The 11684-nt window shown below is 46.1% G+C and carries 13 protein-coding genes; 12 read left to right on the forward strand and 1 reads right to left on the reverse strand.

From position 1 onward, the window contains the following. Window positions 1-16: 16 nt before the first annotated feature. Both AC5I6P_RS05760 and AC5I6P_RS05765 read left to right on the forward strand, forming a co-directional pair. Window positions 17-292 (forward strand): hypothetical protein, encoded by a 276-nt coding sequence (locus tag AC5I6P_RS05760; RefSeq protein WP_495692802.1) that lies wholly within the window; start codon window positions 17-19, stop codon window positions 290-292. Then, complete coding sequence (locus AC5I6P_RS05765; RefSeq protein WP_495692803.1) at window positions 289-657, forward strand: clan AA aspartic protease; 369 nt, start codon at window positions 289-291, stop codon at window positions 655-657. The genes AC5I6P_RS05760 and AC5I6P_RS05765 overlap by 4 nt, the downstream gene beginning before the upstream one ends. A 299-nt stretch (window positions 658-956) precedes the next feature. Here the strand turns inward: AC5I6P_RS05765 and AC5I6P_RS05770 are convergent, their stop codons facing one another. After that, on the reverse strand, window positions 957-1094 hold the full coding sequence (locus tag AC5I6P_RS05770) for a hypothetical protein (RefSeq protein WP_495692804.1): 138 nt from the start codon (window positions 1092-1094) through the stop codon (window positions 957-959). 227 nt (window positions 1095-1321) lie between these two features. On the opposite strand from AC5I6P_RS05770, the gene AC5I6P_RS05775 reads away from it, so the two are divergent. The 10 genes from AC5I6P_RS05775 to AC5I6P_RS05820 all read left to right on the forward strand — a co-directional run bounded on the left by AC5I6P_RS05775 (window position 1322) and on the right by AC5I6P_RS05820 (window position 11615). Continuing rightward, a complete protein-coding gene (locus AC5I6P_RS05775) occupies window positions 1322-1804 on the forward strand; it encodes a quercetin 2,3-dioxygenase (protein ID WP_495692805.1) in 483 nt (160 codons plus the stop codon). Between the two features lie 464 nt (window positions 1805-2268). Next, a complete protein-coding gene (locus AC5I6P_RS05780; RefSeq protein ID WP_495692806.1) occupies window positions 2269-3018 on the forward strand; it encodes an SDR family oxidoreductase in 750 nt (249 codons plus the stop codon). Between the two features lie 285 nt (window positions 3019-3303). Further along, window positions 3304-4056 (forward strand): glucose 1-dehydrogenase, encoded by a 753-nt coding sequence (locus AC5I6P_RS05785; protein ID WP_495692807.1) that lies wholly within the window; start codon window positions 3304-3306, stop codon window positions 4054-4056. A 305-nt stretch (window positions 4057-4361) separates the two neighbouring features. Beyond that, window positions 4362-4739, forward strand: coding sequence for a nuclear transport factor 2 family protein (locus AC5I6P_RS05790; protein ID WP_495692808.1), 378 nt, complete (start codon window positions 4362-4364; stop codon window positions 4737-4739). Between the two features lie 211 nt (window positions 4740-4950). Beyond that, window positions 4951-5529, forward strand: coding sequence for a hypothetical protein (locus AC5I6P_RS05795; RefSeq protein ID WP_495692809.1), 579 nt, complete (start codon window positions 4951-4953; stop codon window positions 5527-5529). 250 nt (window positions 5530-5779) lie between these two features. After that, a complete protein-coding gene (locus AC5I6P_RS05800) occupies window positions 5780-6193 on the forward strand; it encodes a GFA family protein (protein WP_495692810.1) in 414 nt (137 codons plus the stop codon). A gap of 190 nt (window positions 6194-6383) precedes the next feature. Beyond that, window positions 6384-7217, forward strand: a complete 834-nt coding sequence (locus AC5I6P_RS05805; RefSeq protein ID WP_495692811.1) for a class I SAM-dependent methyltransferase — start codon at window positions 6384-6386, stop codon at window positions 7215-7217. 178 nt (window positions 7218-7395) lie between these two features. After that, window positions 7396-8256, forward strand: coding sequence for a class I SAM-dependent methyltransferase (locus AC5I6P_RS05810; protein WP_495692812.1), 861 nt, complete (start codon window positions 7396-7398; stop codon window positions 8254-8256). Between the two features lie 270 nt (window positions 8257-8526). Next, the gene (locus tag AC5I6P_RS05815; protein WP_495692813.1) at window positions 8527-9807 is read left to right on the forward strand and encodes a hypothetical protein; all 1281 of its coding nucleotides are present in this window, start codon (window positions 8527-8529) and stop codon (window positions 9805-9807) included. Continuing rightward, window positions 9807-11615, forward strand: coding sequence for a hypothetical protein (locus AC5I6P_RS05820; protein ID WP_495692814.1), 1809 nt, complete (start codon window positions 9807-9809; stop codon window positions 11613-11615). The genes AC5I6P_RS05815 and AC5I6P_RS05820 overlap by 1 nt, the downstream gene beginning before the upstream one ends. The last annotated feature ends 69 nt before the right edge of the window (window positions 11616-11684 follow it).

Below are 11684 nucleotides of genomic sequence, written 5' to 3' on the forward strand. Positions count from 1 at the left end.
AACCGAGGGCAACCCTATGACAGTTCGTCAACGACGTTACAGCAAAGAAGAGATCGCTCGACGAGGGCAAGAACTCTATGAAGCTGGCATTCGGCAGCAGGTCGAAGCCGGAAACGAGGGCAAGATTGTCGCGATCGACATTGAAACTGGAGAGTTTGAAGTCGATGAAACTGTCGTCCCTGCAACTAATCGACTCTTTGAACGCCTTCCCGACGCTCAACCCTGGATTATTCGCATCGGACATCGCGCCGTTTATCATTTTGGAGCGCGGAGTCTGAAGAAAAATTCATGATGGAAGGAGTTGTAAATTTACGGCGTGAAGCCACGCTAATGGTTGTCGTCAGCAACTCAAATCGGCAACTGCAAGCGATCGATACAGTGATTGATACAGGGTTCAATGGATTTTTATCCTTGCCCTCCACAATCATCACTACATTGAATTTACCTTGGAGTGGTTCTGATTTTGTTACTCTTGGTGATGGCAGCGCAACTTACTTTGATTTGTACACTGCAACTGTGATCTGGGATGGACAGTACCAAGAGATTGATGTTGCAGAATCAGAGACAGAACCTCTGCTAGGCATGGCGTTGCTCTACAAATATCGATTACAGATTGATAACATTGAAGGTGGTAAAGTTAAGATCGAAGCATTGTGATCCCATTGAGAAGTAGTTGGTGAGGCACGGTCTAACAACACAGTGGAGCGGACAGTACAAAGTCTTCGCGCTTCGTTCTAGCCCTCTCGCCGCCGCTCACTTTAGCCGTTATGCTTTGCAATTAAATTTCAGAAACCCGAGCGAAGCTTCTTAATCAAAACTCCTGCCGCTCACACCTTCGATCACATCGTAACGTGTCGATTCCTTGCAAAGTTGCCCAACAGAGGGCTGTTACACTATGGATACACTGCAATGCTGTGTTGTGGCAGTCGATAGAGGTTGTCGGCGGGTGTTCAAGGTTAAGTGAGCGATCGCATTATGACCAGATCCTGATGCACCGTTAATTGAACTGAGATAACAACAAGCGATCGCAGGACAACAACAAGCGATCGCAGGACAACAACAAGCGATCGCAGCATCATATCGAGTGAGGACAAGCGACCACGCTAAAATCTATCTTGCATATACCTGAAAGTTTTTTCGACTCTAGATTTTGCGTAAGTTCTTAGTATGAGCATTTAGCGTTACTGGATATCAGACTACAATTGGTGAGAACTCAGGACTACGCTGCTTAGCATATAGCCCCAAAGCTAGGCAGTAATTCCCCTAAATTCAAATCGAATCTAGTTGTACCCCGATCACCTAGCAGAAACGGAGATTTGAGATGACTCTAAACCAGCAAGGAATCGTCAGGATGCCTCAGGAAGGCGATGTTTTGTCAGTTGCCGGTGACGTTGTCACGTTCAAGGCATTAGGGCAGAACACTGGGGGGCAATATGCGTTGGTTGAGATTGCCTGTAATCCTGAGGTTGGTCCGCCCCCCCATATTCATAGTCGTGAAGATGAAGCGTTTTACATTCTTGAGGGTGAAGTCGAGTTTTACTTAGATGACGAAACTATTTTGGCAACATCCGGTACGTTCTTACATTCTCCCAAGGGGCAAAAACACAGCTTCAAAAATACTGGAACGACGCGGGCGCGGATGTTGTGTTGGGTAACCCCTGCGGGTCTGGAAATGTTCTTTGCTGAAGTTGGAAGCCCTGTCGCTGATCCACTCAATCCACCTGTACCTGATCAAGCTGCGATCGATAAGCTGCTAGCGGCTGCGCCAAAGTATGGGCTCACAATCTTACCGCCTGAAGCATAAGTTTATTAATTCTGAACACTTGAAGATTGTGATTATGCAATGGATACATTGCAATATAGCGAACAGCCCAACAATCTCTCTGCTTTGTTTCCAGTCTTCTGCTGACACTAACTTTCGCGGTTGGGCTGCGATCGTAATGCTGTAGGTACTGTAGAGCGTTTAAGGTTATCTGCGGCGAGTGAAGCGGATGTTAAAGACCATGCATTCTGACCCCGTTCAAAACGAAGGCTATCTAAGGAAGCGATCGCGATCGCGACATAATTCGGTTGGAGCGAACTAACGAGAGTCTCAGTGTCGTTGCAAAGCTTATTTGCAACCGCTCAACCGGAACGTTACGCGCCTCATGTTGTTGTTAGTGAGAGCGATCGCCAATCTTGTTAATGTGTGGTGGGCGACTATTGAACCCAAAAGCCTTGTGCTATCGTGAGCGAGAGCCTTTAAAGCCTTAGATTAGGAGAGTTTTCATGAATCGTTTGCAAGGAAAACGGACCCTCATCACGGGTGGCACAACGGGTATAGGACTTGAGACAGCCAAGCAATTTCTGGCAGAGGGTGCGCGTGTAGTAGTCACTGGACGTAGCCCAGATACATTAGCTCAGGCACAGCAAGAACTGGGCAAAGAGGTAATCGTCATCCAGAGCGAGGCGGGTCAAGTCAGCGAGCAAAAGCGCTTAGCGGAGCAAATCGCTGAAGTTTTTGACCAGGTTGATGCCGTATTTCTTAACGCTGGAATCGGTACTTTTCAACCGCTTGACGCTTGGGATGAAGCATCGTTCGATCATCAAATTGCAGTCAATCTCAAAGGACCCTATTTTCTCATCCAGGCCCTGTTGCCAATTTTGGCGAATCCCGCTTCGGTCATCCTGAATACTTCAATTAATGCTCATATCGGGATGCCAAACTCTAGCGTCTATGGTGCAAGTAAGGCTGCGATGATCTCAATAGCAAAAACTCTGTCAGGTGAACTGGTTGAGCGAGGTATTCGGGTCAACGCCATTAGCCCAGGTCCTGTATCCACCCCAATATATGGGAAAATGGGTGTTCCAGCCGAGAATGTCCAGCAGATGGCAGAGGCAATCCGCAATCAGATTCCGTTAAAACGATTTGGTGAGCCGATTGAAATAGCCAAAGCAGCAGTGTTCCTTGCCTCAGATGAATCATCCTTCATGCTGGGTAGCGAGATGATCATTGATGGTGGCATGAGCACTCTGTAGTTACAAGGTTGGTAATTAAGATAAACAAAGGTTACTGGAAGAGCAATTTGTGTTGCCGCCGCATAACAACGCCCATACACACCGACCGTCGAGAGTTGATCTGTTATTGCAGAGGTTATCTGCGCCGGGTGATGGGCAACGTTCGGCAGCTAAATCATTAGGGATGTGCCCTTAAGAAGCTATTTTAGGAAGCTCTTTTAAGAATGCGGTTGCAAGAACTTGATAGACAATCGTGAACCTTCTTCCTAGATTGTTTAAAGGCAGTTGTAAACCGGAGCTAGTAATATGGGTCTTGGACTGAATGGAAAGGTTGCGATCGTCACAGGTGGAAGCTCTGGAATCGGTCGAGCGGCTGCAATTGAGTTGGCTAGACAAGGAGCGAAGGTCGTTGTTGCGGCTCGCAGAGAGTCCGAAGGCGAGGAAACAGTTCAGCAGGTCAAGGCAGCTGGCAGTGATGGATTTTTCATCAAGACTGATGTTACACAGGCAGCAGATATTGAGGCACTCATCAATCAAACCTTGCAAGCTTACAGTCGCCTCGATTGTGTGTTCAACAATGCTGGGGCTGGCAAAGCAGCTCCTCTTGTTGAACTGTCGGAGACGGGATGGGACTTAGAATTGAACGTCAACCTGAAGGCAGTGTGGCTATCGATGAAATACGAGATTCTGGCGATGCTCAAAAGTGGAGGTGGGGCGATCGTCAATATGGCATCTCAAGGCGGTGGAGTAATCGGTGTACCTAATTTTGCTAGCTACACCGCAGCTAAAGGCGGTGTAGTCGCTCTAACCCGAACAGCAGCAATGGAATATGGAGGGCAAGGGATTCGGATCAATTGCGTTAGTCCAGGTTTAATTTTGACCGACTTACTGGCGGAGGTTCCTCAAGACACATTGCAGCAAATGGAGGCGAATGTACCGCTTAAACGGGGTGGAAAACCGGAGGAGGTTGCTAAAGCAGTCGTTTGGTTATGTTCTGATGATGCTTCTTACATTACTGGACATAATTTAGTGATTGATGGCGGTTACACAGTGCAGTAGATTGCAGTCGAACACTCGCTTGGAGCGGATTGCCGAAGATCCTGGTGCTTAGTTCAGGGTCATCTGCAACCGCTCAAGCGAACCGTTAGACTGCTCAGCAATTGGTAGGGCAGCACTTCAAAATTATCTGTTAGTATTCAGCATTGAGTATTGATGAGATTTTTAATGAAACGATGAGTTTAAGTGTTGCGAAAGATTCACGGTTAGATTATTTCGTTCGTCTCAACCACAGAATCTTTTTTGATGACAGCGGTAGAGCCAATTAGAGCATGATCATGAAGTAACCCCTAAAAAGGAGCAAACAAATGACACCTGACAGAGTAGCCGAGGAGCGCATTATTCTTGAATTAGATACCGCCTTTCTTGACGCTTTTCTACAGCGTGATGTAGCAGTGGTCGATCGCGCTCTACCAGATGACTTCTTAGCTGTCTTTCCAGATGGTCGAGTTGCAAATAAGCAGATGGAACTGGAAAATGTCAGGCACGCTGCGGTTGAGTCGTACACAACAGATGAAGTTCAGGTGCATTGGTATTCCGACACAGTAGCAGTAGTCAATTTCCGTATGGTGTTAAATATGAAGGAGCGAGGACAGAAACAGGTTAGGGACTTGCACGTTTACATCAAACGGGACGGGGTATGGCAAATGATTACAGGGCAAGTGACACCAATTCTGCAACCCTGATTATTGATGATAGAGATCGGTATGTCGCAGCGATCGTACAGTCTAACAACCTTAGTGCATCGGATTGCCTAGAGCCGATTGTGGTGTTGAAAAGTCTTTGGCAACCGCTGACCAGAAACGTTATATGGCTTTGAGGTATCGGTTCTGACGGTGTTGCCAAGCTACCAGTTTAGCCTCCAAAATCAGATGAGATCTCCTTACTACCTGCAAGATGCAGCTCAACCTTAAACACTACGCTGACTATTTTTCAATGAGTCTTGCACTCGGTTTATGTTCACATGCTGAAATTATTGCTTGGGTGGATCAACTTATTGAACATGAAGATCAACTTGAGGACTGGATGATTGAACTTTCGACAAGTGCGAGCAAACATCCTCTAGATGTCATGCATTTATTGGACTCAGTTCCAGGGGAAAGGAATGTAGAGATTTCTATGAGACTTTTGATCGCCAAGTTAGGCATAGTTCATCCACGCCTGTTAGCCGAGAATAATCGATTTGCGAAACCAGAGCATAGTCGATTATTGAGTCGTTTGTATTCTCTAATTACAGGAGATGACTGCCTTCCCGATGATATAAGAGGCAGTATATATCAAATTGATTGTGATCTTGATTACGTGGAGCAAGGTTATGGTGATTGGTCAATAATTGAGCGAGATTATGACGAACTTCTTGCCACTGCCAGCGATTACAAGCAGTTGATTCATTTTCAGTTTGATTTTCACATTGTTATGGGTGGTTGTTGCGCCAGCCATATAACAAGCACGTTGCAGCGGAATGAAGGTCTCTAGTGTTAACATTCAACGTTACTTGCATCCGCTGAACGTGGTCGTTATCTCGCTTAAATCTCGCGTTGTGATAGGAGTTTGAAAGTTATCTGTCAGAGTTCAAAATTAAGCAGATTGAGATTGTTGGTAAAGCCATAATTGAGCGGTAATTGCTGGGGTGGTAGTTTGAAGCTTGTCGTTATGACTCAGCGCAAGGAGTAGACTGTAGATTCAGGGTTCACTCAATTGTGACTTATGACGAGGAGGTAAGTATATGAGAGGAAGTTGTGCGTGTGGTGGCATTCAATACGAACTCTCGGACAAAATTTTCATTGCAAACAATTGTCACTGTTCTACTTGTCGAAAAGTTCATGGTGCTGCCTTTGGAACATTTGGTCATGCCCAAGCAAAAGCATTTCGCTGGCTACAAGGAGAAGAGTTACTCATAGGATATGGATCGTCTGAAGGAAACGTGCGTAATTTTTGTTGCATTTGTGGCTCGAATATGCCGAGCGTGTTTCTTCAAATGAACTATGTTCGGATTCCGCTAGGAACGCTCGATGATGATCCTGAAATCAAACCTGCTGCTCACTTGTATGTGAAATCGAGAGTACCGTGGTTTGAGATTATGGATGACTTACCTCAATATGCAGGGGTTGTTGATTTACGCGAATTGATGAAACAATGAATCATCAATCATTCACATCCAATGTTAAGAGGCCAGCGAGATAACAATCGTGTTGCAGCGGAACATCAACCTTCTTCGTTGAGTTCGAGAGGTTATGCGTGTCCGCTGAACATGGTCGTTATGCGGCTTTCAGCTATTGGTTGCGGCAGTATATTGAGAGGTGGAGGTTAGAGCAATAGGGATTGTAATCATGCAAAGTTCTGAGTACGAAACACAATACAAACAAAATGTGATTGATTTCTTTAACAGCAGAACGAGCTATGACAATGACTACACGATTCGCCGTTCCCTTCCAATTCTTGATTTGATTCCATTTCAACCTGGACAAAGAGTGCTAGATGTTGCGACAGGTACAGGAATCATCGCGATCGCAGCAGCACAGGCAGTTGGCAGGGAAGGTCAAGTTATTGGAGTCGATTTCTCTAGCGGAATGCTCGCTCAAGCACAGCGAAAAATTCAAGAGTTAGGCTTGCAAAACGTAGAGCTAGTTGAGGCAGATATCGAGACTATCAATTTTGAGCATAAGAGCTTTGATGTCATTCTTTGCTCATCTGCTATTGTCTACTTCAAGGACATTCAGGCGACGCTACAGAACTGGTATCATTGGCTCAAGAATGGCGGCATTGTTGGATTTTCATCTTCCTCGAATCAGTCGTGTGAAGCACCACGTATTATCGAAGTTGCTGCCAAGCATGGAGTTACAGTACCAAATATCAACGAGCCAACCGGAACCCCTGAACGATGCCGACAGTTATTAGAAGACGTTGGATTTGAAGATATCGAAGTTAAAGCTGAGCAGATGGGGTTTTATAAATCTGTTGAGCAAGCTAGACAGTGGAATGGAGGATGGTTTCATCCGACTGAAAATCCACTCTTGAACTTGACCTCTGAGCAGTTGAATACCCTGATAGCAAGTTATGTTGAGGATATTGAGGCAAAAGCAACTGAGCGAGGTGTTTGGTATGAGAACATGACTTTTTTTGCCGTAGGTCGCAAAGAACGGTTCTTGGCAACAGTCGCATAACAACTCGCTTGGAGCGGATGTGTAGAGGCTTTCCGCTATGTTTCCGTTGTATCTGTCATCGCTCAAGCGAACCGTTATGCGGCTCAGTCTGTTGATGAAGGCGGTAGTTGCAAGTCCTCGGTGGGGCAACTAGAGTTAAATTGGCGTTAGGCTCAGTCGTCGTTGCAGCAAATCTCTGATGGTGAAACAACTTGAATTAAACGATTACAAGCAAGGGGTTGCGGATTCTTACGATCGCAGAAGTCAAACCTATGACAATAGCGACTGGCACGTTCAAATTTGTCGTCGTCTGCTTGAATATTCGCAGGTTAGTGCTGGACAAACAGTTTTAGATATTGGAACAGGAACAGGTCATCTTGCGATCGCGGCGGCTCAAATCGTCGGTGATCAGGGGCAGGTGATTGGAATCGATATTTCTGCCAGAATGCTAGAGCAAGCACAGAGCAAAGTTAACGCAATGGGGCTCAGTAACGTGGAGCTCCAACTTGCAAATGCTGAAGCTCTCGATTATCCAGTCAATCACTTCGACCATATTTTGTGTGCAAACACATTTCCCTGGATGGAAGATAAAGAAGCGACCTTACGGCTGTGGCAGCGATTTCTCAAGCCTGGTGGTCGAATCGGTGTTCATACTCCTGCTGATACAGCGTATGTTGGGGCCGTTGTCTTACGAAAAGTGTTTGCAAAATATGGCGTTTCACTAGAAGCTAGCAATCGAATCGGTTCCGTTGAGCAGTGCCAAGATTTATTTATCAAGGCTGGCTTTGAGGCAGTTGAAATCAAAACAGAGCAGCACGGCAGCTACACGAACCTAGAGAATGCAAAAGCAACGTGGGAGGGGGTTGTTGTGCGTCCTTCATCTACCTCTCTCAAGGTATTAGGCAATGGGTTATCCCAACTTTCATCAGCACAGTTGGCGCAAGCCAAAGTGGAATTTGACGCAGAACTAGAAGCTCTCCAAACTGAGGAGGGAATCTGGGATGATCTTACTACTTTGTATATATTGAGTCGTAAAGCTGGAAATAGAAGTAGTCGTTGATCGCCGCATAACACCCCCAATGCACCGGAACAATGTCAAGCGATCGATGAGTTGCAAAAAGTTCGTGTGTCCGGTGATTGGAACCGTTAGACCGCTTAGTCTGTTGGTGGTGATGCAGTTGACATTTATTTGCAACCAGGAAGATATGAGCTATTGAAGTACCCTTACGGGTACTGTCAACTCCAACTTGCATTATCTACTTTGAATAAGGACTCTACACTTCACAAGTTGACAATTCGCAAGCCTTTCTATTCATAAGGAAGTAACCAAATGTCTTGGAAGCCCCTACTTCATTTCAGCTATGAAAATCATGCTGCGCTTGATGAGACAGGAAACGGTTTTAATGGTCGAGTTGAACTTCCAACCGCTGATCGTTGGAGTGATGTACCAGTAGACGGGATCTCGACAGCTATACGCTTTGACCATCCAGAGTCAAAAATTGTCGTTGCAACTCGTCCACAATTTAGTGGTTGGCGTGGTTTTCGGGTTCGTGTTTACTTTAGTATTGATGACGTTCCAGGGCGGCTTAATCTTGTTGAGGGCGACGCATCATTTGCTTTATTTGTTGAGCCAGATGGTGTTCTTCGTGGCACCATCAATGATGGTTCTTCGGAATGGTGGGGAGTTTCCAGCCAGCCTGGACGAATAAAGCCAGGGCGTTGGTATTTTGCGGAGTTATTGTATGATGCAGGAAAATTACTTGCGCTAAGTTTGGATGGGCAACTGCTTGGTATTCGCATAACAGCAGGGTTACCAGTCCGTCCTGTGGCAACGGCTGGCATTCGTGTGGGTTACTGGCCCGGTGGAGATGCTCGTTACACTTTCAAAGGCTTGATGGGGCCAGTTTGGATTGATACTCTTGATGAACGAGAGCCAACCGTTGGCATTATCAATAAGTTACTCTGCAACGGATCGGATGGAACAAGTCGTCTTGAATCGTGGCAAGCGATTCTTGAAAAAGAGTTATCTTCCAGTGAGAAGGCATCAGTAAAAGCGTTTGGTGCAACTCTTAATGATTCATTGAAGCAGCTTTTAAGCGTAGTGATTGGGCAAGCGAGTAGTCCAGTCACCACACTCGACGAAATGACAGCACTTGCAGACGATTTAGGACAACTTGCCGCATCTCATGAAGCAGCAGGCACAAATCTTCTGTTAGATCCAACCTTGAATGCACTGCTGCAAAAGCTTTACACAGTTGCTTGTCACAATAATCCGGCAGCACCAAACGTGTTTGTTCTGGAAGCTCTGAAATTACTGACCACTATGCCTCTTTCAGCAACGCGCTGGAAAGAGATTGCAAATCAACACCCAGAGCTATGCACTACAGGAATTAGGCCAATTGACTTATCAGATCCGAACAATCCTGTGGGCAGCGATTCCTCTTGGATAGACGATCTAATTAATCGATTGTGCAAACAAAAACATGGCAAAGGGAATGAAGGCGATCGCCCACCAACCACTGATAAGCCTGATAACAATTCAACTGTTCACGGCAGCGGCTGTGATGTTCATGTTCACATTCACTGTTGCAACAACGAGGGAGGTAAGTAATGAACCGGCTAGAAACAATTCGAGCCTATTTTATTGAACGATTCTTCACGCTTCTGACCAGTGATCCAGAATTTTCAGGTCTAACTGAGCCTGCCGAATTATTCGATGCAAGTGGGGCATTCAATGTACCAGCTAATCATTCTGGCTTTGTTCGTGTGCCAACGCTTGAAGGACTACGAAAACGAATCGAGGCAGCATCTCCGGAGCAGAAGAATAGTCTTGAGAGCTTTGGGCGTATTTTGGCAAGAACTCTGAAACAAATGTTTGGTTCACTTGCCGCTATTGACAGGGAGACGGGAATACAGTGGGCAAGACGCCTTGCGCCCGTCATTAGACACCCTGACCAACAAACTTACTGGCCTGTAGATGTTGGGCGTTATCTCAATTTCGATGATGGAACGTTGCGATCGCGCTACTACGATCAAACAGGTGAAAACCCTTTGTCCGGCAATTTATTCTCAGTGATGTTTGAAAACGCAGCTGTCTGGACAGCCCCAAATCTACCTAGGAAACCATTCGAGACGCATATCCCTTTTGCAGCCACGATCGGTATTGACGGAAGTATCTCACCATTTCCAACTTCACCGCTCACAGCAGGGTATTTGAACTTGACTGCTGCCGATGCAAGATTGATCCCCGGACGATTGCAACCCACTATTTTTGCTGAAATTAAATCACTAGGAGCAGCAATCCGAACCAATCGCCATTATGCAAAGACAGCTTTGGGCGGTGGACGATTCAGTGCATTACAACACAATCGAGTTCACGCAGACCCCATTTTGCAACAACTTGCTGATATTGGGGGCAATGATGGCAACAGTGTGACTGCAAGGGTTGCACGCATTGCAGAGCCTATCATGCTGATGTTTCAAAGCTTCTACCCAGCCGATGACGGTGCGCGACGCAAAAATGACGGTACAGGTACGAACCGTGAGTTTCATCATCTTGCAGTTGGACTTTTATTAGCAGGACTTGATCGACAAGAAGAAGCGTTGCTTTCTCAGCGTCGAGGACTTTTATTTGTCAGTTCTAGTCCGACAGAGGCGAAAGCAATTCCTATCAACCATCCGTTGCTGAGATTTCTTGACGATTCAGGAGCAGAAAATTCTGAAGGAACACATCCTGTTATCTTTGCCAATACATTGAGTACACAGGGTTACGGATACCAGGGAGAAATTGACAAAGACCCACTGAAAGAAACGGCTAAAGATGCTCTTGATTACAATCCAGATGAGTTGCAATGGTGGCTGGGACTTGGTGCAGCAGTCGGGCTTGGAGCGGGTGCAGGATTCGCGATAGGTGGCCCGTGGGGAGCACTAATTGGAGCTGGGGTCGGGCTTCTCGTTTATTTGTTGGCATGGGCACTGAAGAAGCTGTTTGGAGGAAAGAAAGACCGTCAGAAGGAATGGACGGAGCAAGAACCCTGGCCGGGTAGTACCACTACTCAACAGAGTTTTGAACAAAGCTCTAGCCATGATATCGGGCCGTCAGGCACAACATCTGAAACGGGAGGGACTAAGCCTGGACGTTCCTATGACCTGAAGATGATTCCTCATTTTCCAGACACAAATCTTTATGGGTTAGCGTTTGCTGGAGGAGATACTTGCCGGATTGTTGAGGATTTAAGCATTCAAGAAACCTTAGCCTGGTTAGCGTTTGAAGGAGGAATCGGCTATCAGTTCGCTCGACCACTCCCTGGACGTGCTGAGTCTTCTGGAACGTCAATACAAAACTATTTCGAGCTTTTCGTACAGAAGTTCTTGGATCTTCAAAAGGCAGAGGCAGAAGTTGTTTATTTTGGGACTTAACAAGGTGCAATTTCTGGTAGTGCCCCGGAAGTAATGATAACTGCTAGAGTAGGAACAGTTCATCTCGTT

The sequence above is a fragment of the Myxacorys sp. genome (assembly GCF_059501405.1).

Bases quoted from the DNA above. Each gene is read 5' to 3' on its own strand.
- AC5I6P_RS05760 (WP_495692802.1), top strand. From the start codon at position 17: ATGACAGTTCGTCAACGACGTTACAGCAAAGAAGAGATCGCTCGACGA.
- AC5I6P_RS05765 (WP_495692803.1), top strand. From the start codon at position 289: ATGATGGAAGGAGTTGTAAATTTACGGCGTGAAGCCACGCTAATGGTT.
- AC5I6P_RS05775 (WP_495692805.1), top strand. From the start codon at position 1,322: ATGACTCTAAACCAGCAAGGAATCGTCAGGATGCCTCAGGAAGGCGAT.
- AC5I6P_RS05780 (WP_495692806.1), top strand. From the start codon at position 2,269: ATGAATCGTTTGCAAGGAAAACGGACCCTCATCACGGGTGGCACAACG.
- AC5I6P_RS05785 (WP_495692807.1), top strand. From the start codon at position 3,304: ATGGGTCTTGGACTGAATGGAAAGGTTGCGATCGTCACAGGTGGAAGC.
- AC5I6P_RS05790 (WP_495692808.1), top strand. From the start codon at position 4,362: ATGACACCTGACAGAGTAGCCGAGGAGCGCATTATTCTTGAATTAGAT.
- AC5I6P_RS05795 (WP_495692809.1), top strand. From the start codon at position 4,951: ATGCAGCTCAACCTTAAACACTACGCTGACTATTTTTCAATGAGTCTT.
- AC5I6P_RS05800 (WP_495692810.1), top strand. From the start codon at position 5,780: ATGAGAGGAAGTTGTGCGTGTGGTGGCATTCAATACGAACTCTCGGAC.
- AC5I6P_RS05805 (WP_495692811.1), top strand. From the start codon at position 6,384: ATGCAAAGTTCTGAGTACGAAACACAATACAAACAAAATGTGATTGAT.
- AC5I6P_RS05810 (WP_495692812.1), top strand. From the start codon at position 7,396: ATGGTGAAACAACTTGAATTAAACGATTACAAGCAAGGGGTTGCGGAT.
- AC5I6P_RS05815 (WP_495692813.1), top strand. From the start codon at position 8,527: ATGTCTTGGAAGCCCCTACTTCATTTCAGCTATGAAAATCATGCTGCG.
- AC5I6P_RS05820 (WP_495692814.1), top strand. From the start codon at position 9,807: ATGAACCGGCTAGAAACAATTCGAGCCTATTTTATTGAACGATTCTTC.